The organism is Exiguobacterium sp. s50, from assembly GCF_018618175.1.
Lineage (GTDB): Bacteria > Bacillota > Bacilli > Exiguobacteriales > Exiguobacteriaceae > Exiguobacterium > Exiguobacterium chiriqhucha.
The window spans coordinates 265,126-281,552 of record NZ_JACSLP010000002.1 but is presented as its reverse complement, the minus strand read 5'-3'; the positions used below and the strand labels follow the sequence as shown (position 1 = coordinate 281,552).

The window sequence follows — 16,427 nt, the reverse complement described above, 5'->3', positions numbered from 1 at the left end:
TTCCCACCTATATTATCGGATAAGAGATGTCTGTCTTCCACTATTTGGGCGTAAAACTTTTGATGCTTTGGACCTATATATATAGAAGGAACGTGATTCATTCGGTCCATCCACAAAAAAATCTCCCCTGCGGCTGCAGGAGAGATGTCGGTTATTCTTTGATATCGCGAATGCTCAAACGGTTAATCGCTTTTTTGAGCGCGAGCTCCGCACGACGGAATTCGAGGTCCGAGAGCTTCGTGTCTTGAAGACGACGCTCGGCACGAACTTTCGCCGCAGAAGCGCGGTCGTAGTCGATTTTATCCGCCATTTCGGCTGTTTCAGCTAAGATCGTCACCGTGTCGGGACGAACTTCCATGAAACCGCCGCTGAGTGCGATCAGCGTGCGTCCACCATCTTCGTGGCGCAGTTTGAGAACTGAGATATCGAGCGGTGTCACCATCGGGATGTGTTTCGGTAAGATACCGAGTTCACCGGTCACCGATTTGGCGACGACCATCCGTGCCTCGCCCTCATAGGCTGCACCATCCGGGGTGACGACGTTGACGTGAAGAGTATTCATCGTCTAGTTTCCCCCTTCCGTGTAGGTCTTAGACCAACGTCTTCGCTTTTTCGATGACGTCTTCGATTGGACCAACGAGACGGAATGCATCTTCTGGAAGATCGTCGTGTTTACCATCGAGGATCTCTTTGAAGCCGCGAACTGTCTCTTTAACTGGTACGTACGAACCTTTTTGGCCTGTGAACTGCTCAGCCACGTGGAAGTTTTGTGACAAGAAGAACTGAATACGACGGGCACGGTGAACCGTGAGCTTATCGTCTTCAGACAACTCGTCCATACCGAGGATTGCAATGATATCTTGAAGCTCTTTGTAACGCTGAAGCGTCTGCTGGACGTTACGGGCTACTTCGTAGTGCTCTGGTCCGACGATGTCAGGCGAGAGGGCACGTGAAGTCGATGCGAGCGGGTCAACGGCTGGGTAGATCCCCATCTCCGAAAGACGACGCTCCAAGTTAGTCGTTGCATCAAGGTGAGCGAACGTTGTCGCTGGAGCCGGGTCAGTATAGTCATCGGCTGGTACGTATACGGCTTGAATCGATGTAACCGATCCTTTAGCTGTTGACGTGATCCGCTCTTGAAGCATACCCATTTCCGTCGCGAGTGTCGGTTGGTAACCTACGGCAGATGGCATCCGACCGAGAAGGGCCGATACTTCCGAACCTGCCTGTGTGAAACGGAAAATGTTATCGACGAAGAGAAGAACGTCTTGTCCTTGCTCATCGCGGAAGTATTCTGCCATTGTAAGACCCGTCAAGGCTACGCGAAGACGCGCGCCCGGCGGCTCGTTCATCTGACCGAAGACCATCGCCGTTTGCTTGATAACGCCTGAGTCCGTCATCTCGTGGAACAAGTCATTTCCTTCACGCGTACGCTCACCGACTCCTGCAAATACAGAAATCCCGCTGTGCTCTTGCGCGATGTTGTTGATGAGTTCCTGAATGAGAACGGTTTTACCTACACCGGCACCACCGAAGAGGCCGATTTTACCACCTTTGATGTATGGTGCGAGAAGGTCGACGACTTTGATTCCTGTTTCCAAGATCTCAACTTTTGTCGACAACTCATCGAACGTCGGTGCGAGACGGTGGATCGGTGACCGACGGACAGTCGGTGATACTTCTTTATCGTCAATCGGGTTACCAAGTACGTTGAAGACACGACCGAGCGTCTCTTCTCCGACCGGTACTGAAATCGGTGAACCTAAGTCAAGTACTTCCATGCCGCGGCGAACGCCGTCCGTTGAGTCCATCGCAATCGTACGGACCGTGTCATCCCCAAGGTGAATCGCCACCTCGAGCGTCAAGTCGACACTGACATCTTGCGCCGATTCAGCCACATGCGTGACTTTGAGGGCGTTGTAGATGTTCGGTAAGTGGTTGTCGAACTTAACGTCGATAACTGGGCCCATGACTGCGACTACGCGGCCTTTCATGCCGTATTCGTTCATCGTGTTAGCCTCCTACAATCTAGAGGGCGTGCGCTTATTCAAGCGCAGCCGCACCTCCGACAATCTCTGTGATTTCTTGTGTGATCGCCGCTTGACGCGCGCGGTTGAACTTGAGCTTGAGTCCACGGATAAGTTCATCCGCGTTGTCCGTCGCGTTCGACATCGCCGTCATCCGAGCCGCGTGCTCCGATACTTTCGCATCGAGGAGCGCGCCGTAGATGAGTCCTTCCGCGTAACGCGGAAGAAGCGCTGCTAAGATCGTTTCTTCTTCTGGTTCGTATTCATACATCACATTAGATGCGGTCTGTTCGATATTCCCAAGCGGAAGCAATCGATCGATCTTCACTTCTTGGCTGATGACAGAGATGAATGAGTTGTAGCAAAGCTTCAATTCATCGATCTCGCCTTCACTGAACGCGCCGACCGTCTGTTTGACGATCTCTGCGACTTCAACGAATGATGGCTGGTCGTTGAGTCCTGTCATGGCACTGTACACCGGAATGTTACGGGCCTTGAAGAACTGAACGCCGACCTTCCCGATCACGTACAGACGGTATTCGTCTGTTGAACCGTGTTTGGCTTTCAACTCGCGATACACGTCACGAAGGACGCTGGCGTTGTATCCACCAGCAAGTCCGCGGTCTGACGTGATGACGATATAGCCGGTCCGTTTAACGGGACGGACTTGAAGCATCGGGTGTGTTGCGCCTGAAGTACCGCCGGCAATCGACGAGATGACTTCCTGCAACTTGGTCATGTACGGCTTGAAGTTGGCGTTGCTCCCTTGAGCGCGGTTCAATTTCGAGGCCGACACCATGTTCATCGCTTTCGTGATTTGCTTCGTGCTTTGGGTCGAGGTGATCCGCATCTGGATCTCACGTAATGATGCCATTTCGATTCACCACCTTAATAGACGCTCGTCACCGGATTAAACCGATGGCGAGAACGTCTTTTTGAATTCCGTAAGTGCATCGACCATCGCCTCGTCAGCAGGAAGGTTTCCTGTTTGACGGATTTCACGGCAGAGGTCCGCACGGTTTTGGTCGAGCCATGCGTTCATTTCTTTTTCGAAACGACGGATGTCTTCGACTGGGACGTCATCGAGATGACCTTTCGTGAGAGCGTAGATGATGATTACTTGCTTGTCGACCGAAAGCGGTGCGTTCAAGTCTTGTTTCAAGACTTCAACAGTCCGTTGTCCACGGTTGAGCTTCGCTTGTGTCGCTTTGTCGAGGTCCGACCCGAACTGGGCGAACGCTTCGAGCTCACGGTATGACGCGAGGTCAAGACGGAGCGTACCCGCAACTTTCTTCATCGCTTTCACTTGAGCCGAACCACCAACACGCGATACCGAGAGACCGGCGTTGATCGCAGGACGTACCCCTGAGAAGAAGAGGTCCGACTGAAGGAAGATTTGACCGTCTGTGATCGAGATTACGTTCGTCGGGATGTAAGCCGAGATATCCGACGCTTGTGTCTCGATGAACGGAAGTGCTGTCAATGAACCGCCGCCGAGTTCGTCGTTCAACTTCGCCGCACGCTCAAGAAGGCGTGAGTGGAGGTAGAAGACATCCCCTGGGTAGGCTTCGCGGCCTGGAGGACGACGGAGAAGAAGCGAGAGCTCACGATAAGCTGCCGCTTGTTTCGAGAGGTCATCATACACGACGAGGACGTGTTGTCCGCGGTCCATGAAGTACTCACCCATCGATACCCCAGCGAATGGTGCGAGGTAAAGAAGTGGGGCTGGCTGTGAAGCCGATGCCGAAACAACGATCGTGTAATCGAGGGCGCCGTTTTGACGGAGCGTCTCAACTACGCCACGGACAGTCGATTCTTTCTGACCGATTGCGACGTAGATACAGACCATGTTTTCTTCTTTTTGGTTGATGATCGCGTCGATTGCGATCGAAGTCTTACCAGTTTGACGGTCACCGATGATGAGCTCACGCTGACCGCGACCGATTGGTACGAGGGCGTCAATCGCCTTAATCCCAGTTTGGAGCGGTTCGTGAACTGACTTACGGGCCATAACGCCGTAAGCTTTACGCTCGATCGGGTTGTATGTGTCCGTCACGATCGGTCCGAGACCGTCGATTGGTTGTCCGAGCGGGTTGACGACGCGTCCGAGGAGCGCTTCACCGACTGGAACTTCCATGATGCGGCCCGTACGTTTTACCGAGTCGCCTTCTTTGATGCCTTTGTAGTCGCCAAGGATGATAATCCCGACGTTACCTTCTTCTAAGTTTTGCGCCAAGCCCATTACGCCGTTAGAGAACTCTACGAGTTCCCCCGCCATAACGTTATCGAGTCCGTATGCACGAGCGATACCGTCACCTACTTGAATGACTGTACCTGTCTCACTGACTTCGATTTCAGAACCGTACGAAGCGATCCGCTCTTTTAGCAGGGCGCTGATTTCTTCAGCTTTGATCGTCATTGAATTCACCCCTATTTCTTACGCATTCAACAATTCACGCTCGAGGCGTGTTAGTTTGTTTTCGATTGTGTCATCATACGTCGTGTAGCCGATCTGGACACGAAGTCCACCGATGACGTCTTCATCGACGACGTTCTTCAATTGAAGCGTCTTGTTCATCTTCTGACCGAAGACGAGTTCGACTTCTTTCAACTCTGTTGCCGACAACGGGTAAGCACTCGTGACGAACCCTTCGGCGATGCCACGGTAGTCGTTGATGTAATCAAGGACGTAGCGCGACAAGCCGCGAACCTCGCTCGCACGGTCGTTTTCGACCATGACGAGAAGTGTGTTGAGCACGATATCTGTCATGTCACCAAAGCTATGTGTTAAAAGCTGTGCAAGCTCGCTGTCACTGATCGCCGGATTCGTTAAGAGATCCGTGAGTTCAGGAGTCGCGTGGAGCACTTCATCGAGCAGACGCACTTCCGCTTCGACTTGGTCGAGCGTGCCTTGTTCCCGCGCTAAGTCGAAGAGCGCTTTGGCATAGCGTTTTGCTAACGATGTGTTCATCAGTTAGCACCTTTCGCTTTAGACAGGAAGTCTGTAACGAGGGCACGTTGTTTCACTTCGTCGCCTTTGAGGTCTGACTGAAGGACGTGGCGTGCGGCCGAGAGCGCCTGTGTGACGACTTCGGTCTGGAGCGATTGCTTCGCGAGCTCACGCTCACGTTCGATCGCTTTACCCGCCTCGATCTTGATTTGTTCGGCTTCCAAACGCGCCTGCTCCACCAAGCGTGCTTGTTCCGCTTCTGCTTGACGACGGCTTGAATCAAGCATTTCTTTCGATTCTGTACGTGCGGCGCTGAGCGCGTCACGTTGTTCGACTACATATGTTTCCGCATCTTTGCGGCTCTTTTCGGCGAGCTCAATTTCGTTCGCTACATACTCTTCACGCTGTCTCATCATTCCAAGGAGTGGTCCCCAAGCAAATTTCTTCAACAGGGCCAAGAGTACGAGGAATGTGAAAAGTGTAAAGATCATATCCAGGATGCGGAGGCCTTCGCCGCCAGCACCAGCTGCAATCATCATCGTATCCATGCATACCCTCCTCTTGACTAAATAAGTGAGGGAGACACGCTCCCTCTTACGTTGTTCTCGTTAACTCGTAATCAAGAGTTGAGGAGAAGGAAACCGACAGCCACACCGATGATCGGGAGGGCTTCAACCAAACCGATACCGATGAACATTGTTTGACGAAGTTCGTTTTTGAGTTCTGGCTGACGTGCTTGTCCTTGTACTGTTCCGTATACGATGAGACCGTTACCGATACCAGCCGCGAGTGCTCCAAGACCGATAACGAGTGCTGTTGCGAGAAGATTCATTTGTTCCATTGTGTATATTCCTCCTAAAAGTTAAGTAAATAGTTTTTTTGTTCAACGCTTTGGCGAGACCTGCCCGAATTAATGCTCGGCAGAAGCTTTATGCCCGATGTACACCATTGCAAGCGTCAGGAAAATGTAGGATTGGATAACCCCGATAAAGATTGAGAAGCCTTGCCATAAAATCATTGGGAGAACTGCGAACACAGCACCGAGCGGGTTAAGTGCCCCTTCTGCGGTAATTGCGAGTCCCAAGATGATGGTAATCATGATTTCACCGGCAAAGATGTTACCGTAAAGACGCAGACCGAGCGTCAAGGTGTTCGCGAACTCCTCGATGAGCTTGATCGGCAATAAGAACCAGACCGGCTTCACGAATTCCGCCGAGTAGTGCTTCAAACCGTGTAGCTTCACGCCGTAATAGTGCGACATTGCAACGACGAGTGTCGACAATGCCAACGTGACGTAAGGATCGGCCGTCGGTGAGTTGAACCATACATTGTGACCAGAAATGACGTTAAACTCTAGACCCATCAAGTTCGAGAAGAGAATGAACAAAATCAACGTCATCCCGAACGAGATAAAGCGGCCACCTGTCTTCCAGTCCATCGCACTCGAGATGACCCCGCGTACGAATTCTGCAAAGAATTCCATGAAGTTCTGCTTACCGGTCGGCTTCATAGCCAAGCGTCGCGTTCCCCAAACGGCAAACGTAAATACGAGTAGTGATGCGATCAGCACCGTAATGACGTTCGTCCAGCTCCCATATAACGTATAATCTCCGAGTTGTAGAGAATATTTGGGATACTCATGACCCATTAGTATTCACCTCTTTTCCTGCTGAGCTGGGCAAGTGTGAACTCGCCAAATTGTATGATGTGGCCGGCGATTAGACCAGTTACCACCGCAATCAGCGATACTCGATCCTCATAAAAGAGGCCGACTATCACGGCTAGTGCACCGACTGCCATTCTTGAAACAGTCCCGTGCGACTTTGGGCGTCGTCCATGTTCGATGACGTCATACATGCGAATGACGCTTCGATTCTGCATATGTAGAATAATGAGACTGGCGACCCCACCTAGGAACAAGCCGAGAAATACCGGTTTGTACATAGGGACGATGAATGCACCGATGAGGAGAATGGCGAACCATCTACTAAACCACTTCGTATAGCGTTTCATCAACTGCTTCTGTACTTTTCTGTCAGCTTGCACTTGTTGTAGTTCCGTTTGTTCTAGCTTCATTCGTCCTCTCCTGTCAGTAAACTTCGAAGGGTGAGAACAAGCGCCGTGATTCCGAGAGCCATACCCAGAAACACCGACACATTCCAACCAAACGTGCCCCAAAATTCACGTCTCGCCCCGTATTGGCCAACGAGATAACCGATGACGATCGGTCCAGCGAGCGCGGTCGAAATTTGAGAGGCGAGCGAGGCGTAGGATAGGTAACGATTGTCTTTTTTCGTCATCCAAATCCCCCTTTCGAGCTGCCATGCTTTCCATCTTCTTGATCGAATTCACACTCGCGTGACCATCAAAAGTCACACAAGTTCAGAGTAATGGAAATGGCATAAGAAGTCAATGAATTTCACAATTATAAAAGCGCTTTAAATCAAGGTGTATCAAGGCTTTTACGCAGTTCACAAACTAAATTAAAATCGCTAAATTTTAAAAAAGTATGAAGAAACGGTGAAATAAAAATGTTGACTTTATAACATTTCACATTGCGAATCAGATGAAGAATAGTTCAGTTATACCTCCACGTTTTGGAAAACACAATGACAAACGGCTTACGTTCACAAAAGGTTTTGAAACGAACGTTGACCCGATTTTGAAATCGTTTTCATCGTCCTGTATCAGTATACCGATTATCTTTTTGTCGTGTCGAGGGGTTCTGACGAATTTGTAGTGATGAATCTCACAGGACGATTTTAGCCGTCCATGCGACTGGAAATCCCTTCCCATCAAGCCGAAGTGGGTGGACAATCCCAGTTCGAATGGCTACGATTACGATGTAAGCGCTATCTAAAAATGTGTCGATTTTGTGACTTTCGAAACCGACGCCCGCATCGTGAGTATTTTGATGCGTGTGAGGAGGAACTACCATGGACTGGATGAATCAATTACGCGAGGAAATCGGTGACGATGTCGTCTTCACGGACCCGACGACCCGACTCGCCTATTCGTTTGATGCGACACCGAACTATCAAGCGATGCCCGATGCCATCGTCGCCCCTCGTTCGACCGAACATGTACAGGCCGTACTGCGATTGTGCCATGCACACCGCATCCCGATCGTCCCGCGTGGGTCGGCGACGAACCTTGCCGGCGGGACGACGCCACTCTCGGGCGGAGTCGTCATGGACTTCCGGCATATGGACCGCATCCTCGAGATTGATGAGAAGAATTTGACGGTGACGGTCGAGCCCGGTTGTATCACCGCCCACTTGGCCCAAGCCGTCGAGGCGAGAGGACTGTTCTATCCGCCCGATCCGAGCTCGATGAAGATCTCGACGATCGGCGGCAACATTAGCGAGAATTCCGGGGGCTTGCGCGGTCTAAAGTACGGAGTGACCGCCGACTACGTACTCGCCCTCGAAGCGGTGCTCCCGAACGGCGAGCTTCTCAAAACGGGTGGGAAACTCGCGAAAGACGTCGCCGGCTACGACTTGACGCGCCTCCTCGTCGGATCTGAAGGGACGCTCGCCGTCATCACAAAGGCGACACTCAAACTCATCCCGCTCCCCGAGACGAAGCGGACGATGCTCGCCCATTTCAGCAACTTGGACAGCGCGGCCCGAACGGTGAGCCGCATCATCGAGAACCGCGTCATCCCGGCGACCCTCGAGTTCATGGACAAGAAGACGATTGAGGTCGTCGAGGCGTATGCGAACATCGGATTGCCGACCGACGTCGGCGCTCTCCTTCTATTAGAACAGGACGGTCCATGTGACGTCGTCCGACAAGATATCGAGTCGATGCACGCCGTCTGCCGAGCTGAAGGCGCCTTAGCGGTCGAAGTGGCCCGTGACGAGGCGCACGCCGAGACGTTGCGTTACGCCCGACGGATCGCCTTGTCCGCCCTCGCCCGGCTCAGTCCGACGACGATTTTAGAGGATGCGACCGTACCGCGGAGCGAGATTGCCGAGATGGTCCGACGCATCGAAGCGATCGGACGGGCGTATGACATTCAAATCGCCACGTTCGGCCATGCCGGGGACGGCAACTTGCATCCGACGGTCGCGACCGATGCCCGGGACCATGAAGAGATGGAACGCGTCGAAGCGGCGTTCGCTGATATCTTTGCTGCCGCGCTCGACCTTGGCGGGACGATCACCGGTGAGCACGGGGTCGGGGCGATGAAAGCCCCGTATCTCGAATGGAAGCTCGGACCGGCCGGGATTGACGTCATGAAAGGCATCAAGCTCGCCTTCGACCCGCACGGCATCATGAACCCACAGAAGATGTTCGCCAAAGCGGCGAAGAAACGGATCGTCCAAGGAGGCACAGCATGAAGCAGACGCCCGAACTCGCCACCCGTATGACCGACAAGCTCGACTATGAAGAGATGCTCGGCTGCATGCGCTGCGGCTTCTGTCTCCCGACGTGCCCGACGTATATCCGCTCGAAAGACGAGACGGCCTCCCCGCGCGGCCGCATCGCCATCATGAAAGGCGTCGTCGACGGCTTGATCGAACCCGACGCCGGCGTCGAGAAGACGCTCGACGAGTGTCTCGGTTGCCTCGCCTGTGAACCGGCATGCCCGGCCGGGGTGCGCTATAGCGTCCTGCTCGAGGACGCGCGGGCCGCCATCACCGAGCACAAACGGGCGACGGGCCAAATGGACGTCCGAGAGCGCGTCATCCGCAAGGTCGTGTTCGACGGCTTGTTCATGAACAAGGCGAACATGGAGACGGCGACAGGCTTCCTTCGTTTTTATCAACAGTCCGGTGTGCAGACGCTCACGCGGAAACTGCACATCCTCGACTGGTTCCCGGACCAGCTCCAAAAGATGGAGGCGATTTTGCCACCGGTCCCACCGAAGACGGAACGACGTCGTCGTCCGGAACGGCTGAAGGCGGCGGGTCAACCGACGGCCCGGATCGCCTTCTTCAGCGGATGTCTGATGGACACGATGTTCTACGAGACGAACGCAAATACGATGAAGTTGCTCCAGGCAGCGGGCTGTGACATCGTCATCCCCGACACCCAACAATGTTGCGGTGCCCTGCACGGACACGCCGGCGAACAAGCCGGGGCCGTCCGACTCGCGAAACAAAACATCGAGGCGTTCGAAGCACTCGACGTCGATTACGTCATCACGAACGCGGGCGGGTGCGGGGCGTTCCTGCTCGGTTACGACCATCTGTTGAAACAAGATTCCGCCTGGCTCGCGCGCGCCGAGCGTTTCAAGGCGAAAGTGAAAGACTTCGCCTCGATTTTGATTGAGGTCGGCTTCCTCGACCGGGTCACACTCACGTTGCCGAAGCAAGTCATCACGTATCAAGACTCGTGCCATCTCCGAAACGTGCAACAAGGCGCGCTCGCCCCGCGACTTTTACTCCAAGCGATTCAAGGGACGACGTACGTCGAACAGCGCCACGCCGATCACTGTTGCGGCTCGGCTGGCGTGTACAACTTACTCCAACCTATCATCGCGAACGACATCCTCGAGATGAAGATGGGCCACGTCCGGGACACGGCCGCCCAGACGATTGTGACCTCGAACCCGGGCTGTCATCTGCAAATGCAACTCGGCATCCAAGAACACGGGACCGACTCGATGCGGGCCGTCCATTTAGCCGATTTATTGGCGGAGGCGTTACCGAATACGTAAAGGAGAAGAGCCCACGCTCTCCTCTTTTTTTGTCGTCCCATACATTCCCCTTCTCTGATTCACACATACTTCACAATTCCGATGATTTCACATGAAATTAAAGCTTACACACTTTTCACATGGGGTATAATAAAATATAGACGGTTCTACCAGTCTGTCGAAATGTGTAAACAGAGAAAGGGGTTTTCAAATGGAAGAGAGGCAGTGGCATACGCTATCGATTCACGAGACCGAGGACCTTCTCGATACCGATATCGATCAAGGGTTACGTGAGGAGACAGCGAAAGAACGAATCGAACAACACGGGAAGAACGTCCTTCCCGAGCCAAAGAAAGACCCGAAGTGGCTGAAATTCGTACGACAGTTCAATGACGTCCTCATTTACGTCCTGTTGGCCGCCGCCGTGATTAAGGTCGTACTCGGCTATTGGTACGACTCGATCGTCATCGCTCTCGTCGTCCTCATCATCGGGATTATCGGTTACCTGCAAGAGAACAAGGCTGAGCAGGCACTCGAAGGGATTAAGAACATGTTGTCCCCGTCCGCCCTTGTCCGTCGTGACAGCAAGCGCAAGGAGATCGAGGCCGAGTACCTCGTCCCAGGTGACATCGTTTATTTGAAACCGGGTGACAAAATCCCGGCCGACCTTCGCCTCATCACAGTGGAGAACATGAAAGTCGAGGAGTCGGCCTTGACCGGTGAAGCGATCACCGTCGACAAGACGCTCGACCCGCTCGAAGAGAAAATCGGTCTCGGCGACCGGACGAACTTGGCGTTCTCCGGGACGTCGGTCGCTGCCGGTACAGGTAGCGGAATCGTCATCGCGACCGGTTCAAAGACCGAACTCGGTAAAATCAACGCGTCCATCGCCGAAGTCGAGAAAGTGCAAACACCGCTCATCCAGCAGACGCAACGCTTCGGGAAGACCATTGCGAGCGTCATCGCCGGTGTCGCCGTGTTCACCTTCATCTTCGGCTACTTCTTGCGTGATTATGAGACGACTGAGCTGTTGCTCGCGGTCATCGGTCTCTCCGTCGCCGTCATTCCGGAAGGACTACCGGCGATCATTTCCATCATTCTCGCCCTCGGCGTCCGCCAGATGGCAGACAATAAGGCGATCGTCAAAAACTTGCCGTCCGTCGAGACGCTCGGTGCCGTCTCCGTCATCTGTTCGGATAAGACCGGGACGTTGACGAAAAACGAGATGACCGCTCAAAATATCCAACTCGCTGACCGCACGCTCCGTGTGACCGGTTCGGGGTACGCGCCGGAAGGTCGCATTGAATTTGAAAACGACGTCTACTCGAACAAGCAAGACGAGATTCTCAACGAGATTCTCCTTGCCGGTGTGACGTGTAACGATTCAGACTTGTTCTTCGACGAAGAGTCGAAGCAATGGATGATCACGGGCGACCCGACGGAAGGTTGCTTGCTCACGCTCGGAGAGAAAGCAGAAGAGTCGATTCGACCGCTCCGCGTCATCTCGAAGATCCCGTTCGACTCGGCGCATAAATATATGGCGACACTCTCGCCACGTGACGAAGCGCACGTCATGTACTTGAAAGGTGCACCGGACCGCTTGTTCTCGATGGCCGAGGCGAGTGACTCGAACTTCCCGACAGAGATGTGGGAAGAGAAGATGACCGACCTCGCTAAAAAAGGGCAACGTGTCATCGGTGTCGCCAAACGCACGTTCAACACATCAAAAGAGAAGATTGACCATGACGACTTATATGAAGGAATCGAATTCCTCGGGCTCATCGGCATCATGGACCCACCGCGTCCCGAGGCGATTGAAGCGGTCAACGAATGTCAGTCTGCCGGTATCCAAGTGAAGATGATTACCGGCGACCATAAAGACACAGCCATTGCCATCGGGAACGAACTCGGTATCCCGACTGAGGCCGGCGCCCTTCAAGGGACGGAGATTGATGACTTAACGGACGAGGAACTCGTCGAAGTCGTCGGTCAATACAATATCTTCGCCCGGACGAGCCCCGAGAACAAGACGCGTCTCGTCAAGGCGCTCCAGACGCAAGACCATATCGTCGCCATGACCGGTGACGGTGTCAACGACGCCCCTGCCCTCCGCCGCGCCGACATCGGTGTTGCCATGGGAATCAAAGGGACAGAAGTATCGAAAGAAGCGGCCGAGATGGTGCTTGTCGACGATAACTTCAACACGATCTTCAAAGCCGTCAAAGAAGGTCGACGTGTATACGACAACTTGAAGAAGACGATTCTCTTCATCTTGCCGACGAACGGAGCGCAAGGATTATTACTCCTCATGAGTATCTTCCTCGGGACGCAGCTCCCGCTCACGGCGCTTCAAATCTTATGGGTGAACATGGTCGTCGCCATCACCTTGTCCTTTGCGATCGCCTTCGAGCCGCTCGAGCCGTCGACGATGCAGCGGGCTCCACGACCGAAGAAGACACCGCTATTGAGCGGTTACTATATCTTCCGCATCTTGCTCGTCTCACTCCTGATCAGTGGCGGGACACTCATGTACAACCTATATATGAACACGGGTGATTATAGTGTGGAATATATCCACACGATGACGCTCAACACGATCGTCTTCGCCCAGCTCTTCCACTTGTTCAACGTCCGTGTCGAGCTCGAACCAGCGCTCAGCCGTTCGTTCTTCGAGAACCCGATTGCGTTCTACGTCTCCGGGGTGCTCATCGCGTTGCAGCTATTCATCACGTACGTGCCGTTCATGAACACGGCATTCGGAACGATGCCAATCGCTGCGACCGATTGGTTGATTCCGATCGCGCTCGGGATTATCGTCTTCTTCATCATCGAACTCGAGAAGCTGATTTCACGCAACCTCATCAGACGCAACCAATCCTAAATGACTCCAATAAAAGGAGCGATGCCTACGGGCGTCGCTCCTTTTATTCGTGTGGCTCATATATGAGACTACAACTTTACCTAATCCCGTTTTAGAACGTCTTCAAACCTCATTTTGAGAAAAAGATGTTTACATCTTCATAACAAGGGAACATTAAGGTTATGTGAAAATAATTTGAAAAGAGTTGAGTCGATGATTGAATTCAAGCAAGTGAAAAAAATGTTTAAGAACACGACCGTCTTGAAAGAGATGAACCTTATCATCAACAAAGGTGAGCTCGTCGTCTTTATCGGCCCGTCCGGCTGCGGGAAGACGACCTCGCTGAAAATGATTAACCGATTGATTGAACCGACGGAAGGCACAATCATCGTCAACGGCCAAGACACGCGCAAAATGGATCCGATTGAATTGCGGCGCCAGATGGGGTACGTCATTCAACAGACCGGCCTCTTCCCGCATATGACGATCCGTGAAAACATCCAATTGATTGCCGGGCTCGAAGGCCATGCCGAACAAGACATGGACGCCCGGACCGAACACCTCCTCCGCATGGTCGGCCTTGACCCGGATCAGTTCATCGATCGCTATCCGAGCGAATTGAGCGGTGGCCAACAGCAACGCATCGGGTTCGCCCGTGCTCTCATGAACGACCCGGAAGTCATCTTGATGGATGAGCCGTTCAGCGCCCTCGATCCGGTGACCCGGAACGACCTGCAAGAAGAGCTGTTCAACCTGCAAGAAGAAGTGAAAAAGACGATTGTGTTCGTCACCCATGATATGGATGAGGCGATCAAGCTGGCCGATCGCATTTGTATCATGCGCGACGGGGAAATCGTCCAATTCGATACCCCGGAACAAATCCTCCGGAACCCGAAAGACGAGTACGTCGAGTCGTTCATCGGGAAAAATCGAATTTGGAACAGCCCTGAATTCATCAAGGCAAAAGATATCATGATCACCGACCCGGTATCGATCAGCGGGAAACGGACGGTGCTTCAAGCGATTGAAATTATGCGTTCGCGCAAAGTCGACAGCCTATTGATTACCGACCGTGACCGTACTTTGCAAGGACTCATCAAATTGAAGGACGTCCACGGCATCCCAGATAAGACGAAGCGACTCGAGGAAGTCATGAACACGAATTACGCCTTCGTCTCAATCGAGGATTCGCTCCTCGATATTTTAGACGTCATGAACACAAGCGACCAAGGGTACCTCCCTGTCGTCGACGGTTCGATGCTTCACGGCTTGATTACACGCAGCAGTTTGCTTTCCGTCCTCAGTGAGCAATTCATGCAAGAGGAGGGAACGCTATGAACGCCATCCAATCATTTTTTGATTACTTCACAAACAACACGAACCAAATCGGGACACTCTTACTCGAACACTTACAACTGACGGTGTTCGCCGTCTCGCTTGCGGTCCTGTTAGGGGTACCGCTCGGGATTCTCATCTTACGGATCCCACGGCTCGCGAAGCCGATTCTCGGTCTGACGAGCGTCGTCCAAGCCGTGCCAAGTTTGGCACTCCTCGGTTTTCTAATCCCGTTCATCGGCATCGGGTCGACACCGGCGATTATCATGGTCGTCCTCTACTCGCTCCTCCCGATCGTGAAGAACACGTATACGGGACTGTCGAGCATTCCTGGTGACACGCTCGAATCGGCCAAAGGGATCGGCCTGACCGATCGCCAGATTTTAAGTAAGATTCAGTTACCCCTCGCCTTACCGATCATCATGGCCGGTATTCGCATTTCTGCGGTCACGGCCGTCGGACTGATGACAATCTCGGCGTTCGTCGGGGCTGGCGGACTCGGCTATCTCGTCTTCGCCGGGATTCAGACTGTCGACAACAACCAGATTCTCGCCGGGGCCATCCCAGCTGGTCTTCTCGCCTTGTTGATCGACTTCGTCGTCAGCCGTATCGAGTATAAAGTCGCACCGAACGGCATCGTCCTCGCCGACGGCCGCATGAAGAAGAAGACGCGTCGCTCGGCGAAGAAAGTCACAAAACCGCTCATCGTCATCGCATCGGCGTTCGCCCTACTCCTTGCTGGTTCGATTTACGCCTTCACCCGTGAAGACGATACGATTGTCGTCGGTTCGAAAAACTTCACCGAGCAATTGATTCTCGGGAACATGGTCGCCGACTTGATTGAGGACAAGACCGACCTCGATGTGAAACGTCAACTGAACCTCGGTGGCACCCAGGTCGCTTTCAGTGCCCTACGGACCGGTGAGATTGATACGTACGTCGAATATACGGGCACATTGTTCGTCGATGTATTGAAGCAAGAAGTCGAGAACGACCCCGACGTCGTCTACGACAAAGTCGTGAAACAAGTGAACGAACGTTTCGATATCCGCACGCTCGACCCGATCGGCTTCAATAACACCTACGCCATCGCCGTCAAACAAGAAGACGTCGACAAATACGGTTTAAAGACCGTCTCAGATCTCGCTGCGGTGAGTGACGAGCTCGTCTTCGGTCCGACAATCGAGTTCTCGAACCGGGAAGACGGCTACCTCGGATTGAAAGAGGCGTACCCGTTCAACTTCCAAGACGTGAAACCGGTCGACGGCGGACTCCGCTATACGGCACTCATGAACAATGAGAGTAACGCCATCGACAGCTTCTCGACCGACGGCTTGCTCAAGCGTTTCGACTTGACCGTCCTCGAGGACGACAAGCAGTTCTTCCCACCGTACTATGCGGTCCCAATCGTCAGCGAAGAGACGCTCGCCGAGCATCCTGAGCTCGCGGACGTATTGAACTTGCTGAGCGGGAAAATCACGGACGAGACGATGCAAGAGCTCAATTATCTTGCTGACGTCGAGAAACAACGTCCGGAGAAAGTCGCCCGCGACTTCCTTATCCAAGAAGGATTAATTGAACAATAAACCTATACGAAAGACGACCCTC

General features: G+C 53.2%; 15 protein-coding genes. 5 read left to right on the top strand and 10 right to left on the bottom strand.

Annotated features, from left to right (window positions below; all coding sequences use genetic code 11):
• Positions 1-151 precede the first annotated feature (151 nt).
• The 10 genes from KNP68_RS03820 to KNP68_RS03775 all read right to left on the bottom strand — a co-directional run bounded on the left by KNP68_RS03820 (position 152) and on the right by KNP68_RS03775 (position 7,277).
• Positions 152-562: a F0F1 ATP synthase subunit epsilon gene (locus KNP68_RS03820; RefSeq protein WP_021066141.1), complete on the bottom strand. Its 411-nt coding sequence runs from the start codon at positions 560-562 to the stop codon at positions 152-154.
• Positions 563-590: 28 nt separating this feature from the next.
• On the bottom strand, positions 591-2,009 hold the full coding sequence (atpD, locus tag KNP68_RS03815) for a F0F1 ATP synthase subunit beta (protein ID WP_021066140.1): 1,419 nt from the start codon (positions 2,007-2,009) through the stop codon (positions 591-593).
• Between the two features lie 34 nt (positions 2,010-2,043).
• The gene (gene atpG, locus KNP68_RS03810; RefSeq protein WP_021066139.1) at positions 2,044-2,901 is read right to left on the bottom strand and encodes an ATP synthase F1 subunit gamma; all 858 of its coding nucleotides are present in this window, start codon (positions 2,899-2,901) and stop codon (positions 2,044-2,046) included.
• A 36-nt stretch (positions 2,902-2,937) separates the two neighbouring features.
• Positions 2,938-4,446 (bottom strand): F0F1 ATP synthase subunit alpha, encoded by a 1,509-nt coding sequence (gene atpA / locus KNP68_RS03805; protein WP_029594689.1) that lies wholly within the window; start codon positions 4,444-4,446, stop codon positions 2,938-2,940.
• Between the two features lie 18 nt (positions 4,447-4,464).
• The gene (locus tag KNP68_RS03800) at positions 4,465-4,998 is read right to left on the bottom strand and encodes a F0F1 ATP synthase subunit delta (RefSeq protein ID WP_021066137.1); all 534 of its coding nucleotides are present in this window, start codon (positions 4,996-4,998) and stop codon (positions 4,465-4,467) included.
• Positions 4,998-5,525: a F0F1 ATP synthase subunit B gene (gene atpF / locus KNP68_RS03795; RefSeq protein WP_021066136.1), complete on the bottom strand. Its 528-nt coding sequence runs from the start codon at positions 5,523-5,525 to the stop codon at positions 4,998-5,000. Before atpF ends, KNP68_RS03800 begins: the two co-directional genes overlap by 1 nt.
• Before the next feature lie 71 nt (positions 5,526-5,596).
• The gene (atpE, locus tag KNP68_RS03790; RefSeq protein ID WP_024370837.1) at positions 5,597-5,809 is read right to left on the bottom strand and encodes a F0F1 ATP synthase subunit C; all 213 of its coding nucleotides are present in this window, start codon (positions 5,807-5,809) and stop codon (positions 5,597-5,599) included.
• Positions 5,810-5,887: 78 nt separating this feature from the next.
• Positions 5,888-6,625 carry a F0F1 ATP synthase subunit A gene (gene atpB, locus KNP68_RS03785; protein WP_131471427.1) on the bottom strand — a complete coding sequence of 246 codons (738 nt, stop codon included), beginning with the start codon at positions 6,623-6,625 and terminating at the stop codon, positions 5,888-5,890.
• Positions 6,625-7,053 carry an ATP synthase subunit I gene (locus KNP68_RS03780; protein ID WP_214756107.1) on the bottom strand — a complete coding sequence of 143 codons (429 nt, stop codon included), beginning with the start codon at positions 7,051-7,053 and terminating at the stop codon, positions 6,625-6,627. The genes atpB and KNP68_RS03780 overlap by 1 nt, the downstream gene beginning before the upstream one ends.
• Positions 7,050-7,277 carry a hypothetical protein gene (locus tag KNP68_RS03775; protein ID WP_021066132.1) on the bottom strand — a complete coding sequence of 76 codons (228 nt, stop codon included), beginning with the start codon at positions 7,275-7,277 and terminating at the stop codon, positions 7,050-7,052. The genes KNP68_RS03780 and KNP68_RS03775 overlap by 4 nt, the downstream gene beginning before the upstream one ends.
• Positions 7,278-7,922: 645 nt before the next feature.
• Here KNP68_RS03775 and KNP68_RS03770 point away from each other — a divergent pair.
• The 5 genes from KNP68_RS03770 (at position 7,923) to KNP68_RS03750 (ending at position 16,405) form a co-directional block, all read left to right on the top strand.
• Positions 7,923-9,323 (top strand): FAD-binding oxidoreductase, encoded by a 1,401-nt coding sequence (locus KNP68_RS03770; protein WP_242678960.1) that lies wholly within the window; start codon positions 7,923-7,925, stop codon positions 9,321-9,323.
• On the top strand, positions 9,320-10,645 hold the full coding sequence (locus KNP68_RS03765; RefSeq protein WP_251130787.1) for a (Fe-S)-binding protein: 1,326 nt from the start codon (positions 9,320-9,322) through the stop codon (positions 10,643-10,645). The genes KNP68_RS03770 and KNP68_RS03765 overlap by 4 nt, the downstream gene beginning before the upstream one ends.
• Before the next feature lie 190 nt (positions 10,646-10,835).
• Positions 10,836-13,505 carry a cation-transporting P-type ATPase gene (locus tag KNP68_RS03760; protein WP_214756105.1) on the top strand — a complete coding sequence of 890 codons (2,670 nt, stop codon included), beginning with the start codon at positions 10,836-10,838 and terminating at the stop codon, positions 13,503-13,505.
• Between the two features lie 192 nt (positions 13,506-13,697).
• The gene (locus KNP68_RS03755) at positions 13,698-14,822 is read left to right on the top strand and encodes an ABC transporter ATP-binding protein (protein WP_034807367.1); all 1,125 of its coding nucleotides are present in this window, start codon (positions 13,698-13,700) and stop codon (positions 14,820-14,822) included.
• Positions 14,819-16,405, top strand: coding sequence for an ABC transporter permease/substrate-binding protein (locus KNP68_RS03750; protein ID WP_131471434.1), 1,587 nt, complete (start codon positions 14,819-14,821; stop codon positions 16,403-16,405). Before KNP68_RS03755 ends, KNP68_RS03750 begins: the two co-directional genes overlap by 4 nt.
• Positions 16,406-16,427 lie beyond the last annotated feature (22 nt).

What these genes read in the sequence shown, in the direction of transcription:
- KNP68_RS03820 (WP_021066141.1), bottom strand. Translation starts at nt 562, where the DNA reads ATGAATACTCTTCACGTCAACGTCGTCACCCCGGATGGTGCAGCCTAT.
- atpD (WP_021066140.1), bottom strand. Translation starts at nt 2,009, where the DNA reads ATGAACGAATACGGCATGAAAGGCCGCGTAGTCGCAGTCATGGGCCCA.
- atpG (WP_021066139.1), bottom strand. Translation starts at nt 2,901, where the DNA reads ATGGCATCATTACGTGAGATCCAGATGCGGATCACCTCGACCCAAAGC.
- atpA (WP_029594689.1), bottom strand. Translation starts at nt 4,446, where the DNA reads ATGACGATCAAAGCTGAAGAAATCAGCGCCCTGCTAAAAGAGCGGATC.
- KNP68_RS03800 (WP_021066137.1), bottom strand. Translation starts at nt 4,998, where the DNA reads ATGAACACATCGTTAGCAAAACGCTATGCCAAAGCGCTCTTCGACTTA.
- atpF (WP_021066136.1), bottom strand. Translation starts at nt 5,525, where the DNA reads ATGGATACGATGATGATTGCAGCTGGTGCTGGCGGCGAAGGCCTCCGC.
- atpE (WP_024370837.1), bottom strand. Translation starts at nt 5,809, where the DNA reads ATGAATCTTCTCGCAACAGCACTCGTTATCGGTCTTGGAGCACTCGCG.
- atpB (WP_131471427.1), bottom strand. Translation starts at nt 6,625, where the DNA reads ATGGGTCATGAGTATCCCAAATATTCTCTACAACTCGGAGATTATACG.
- KNP68_RS03780 (WP_214756107.1), bottom strand. Translation starts at nt 7,053, where the DNA reads ATGAAGCTAGAACAAACGGAACTACAACAAGTGCAAGCTGACAGAAAA.
- KNP68_RS03775 (WP_021066132.1), bottom strand. Translation starts at nt 7,277, where the DNA reads ATGACGAAAAAAGACAATCGTTACCTATCCTACGCCTCGCTCGCCTCT.
- KNP68_RS03770 (WP_242678960.1), top strand. Translation starts at nt 7,923, where the DNA reads ATGAATCAATTACGCGAGGAAATCGGTGACGATGTCGTCTTCACGGAC.
- KNP68_RS03765 (WP_251130787.1), top strand. Translation starts at nt 9,320, where the DNA reads ATGAAGCAGACGCCCGAACTCGCCACCCGTATGACCGACAAGCTCGAC.
- KNP68_RS03760 (WP_214756105.1), top strand. Translation starts at nt 10,836, where the DNA reads ATGGAAGAGAGGCAGTGGCATACGCTATCGATTCACGAGACCGAGGAC.
- KNP68_RS03755 (WP_034807367.1), top strand. Translation starts at nt 13,698, where the DNA reads ATGATTGAATTCAAGCAAGTGAAAAAAATGTTTAAGAACACGACCGTC.
- KNP68_RS03750 (WP_131471434.1), top strand. Translation starts at nt 14,819, where the DNA reads ATGAACGCCATCCAATCATTTTTTGATTACTTCACAAACAACACGAAC.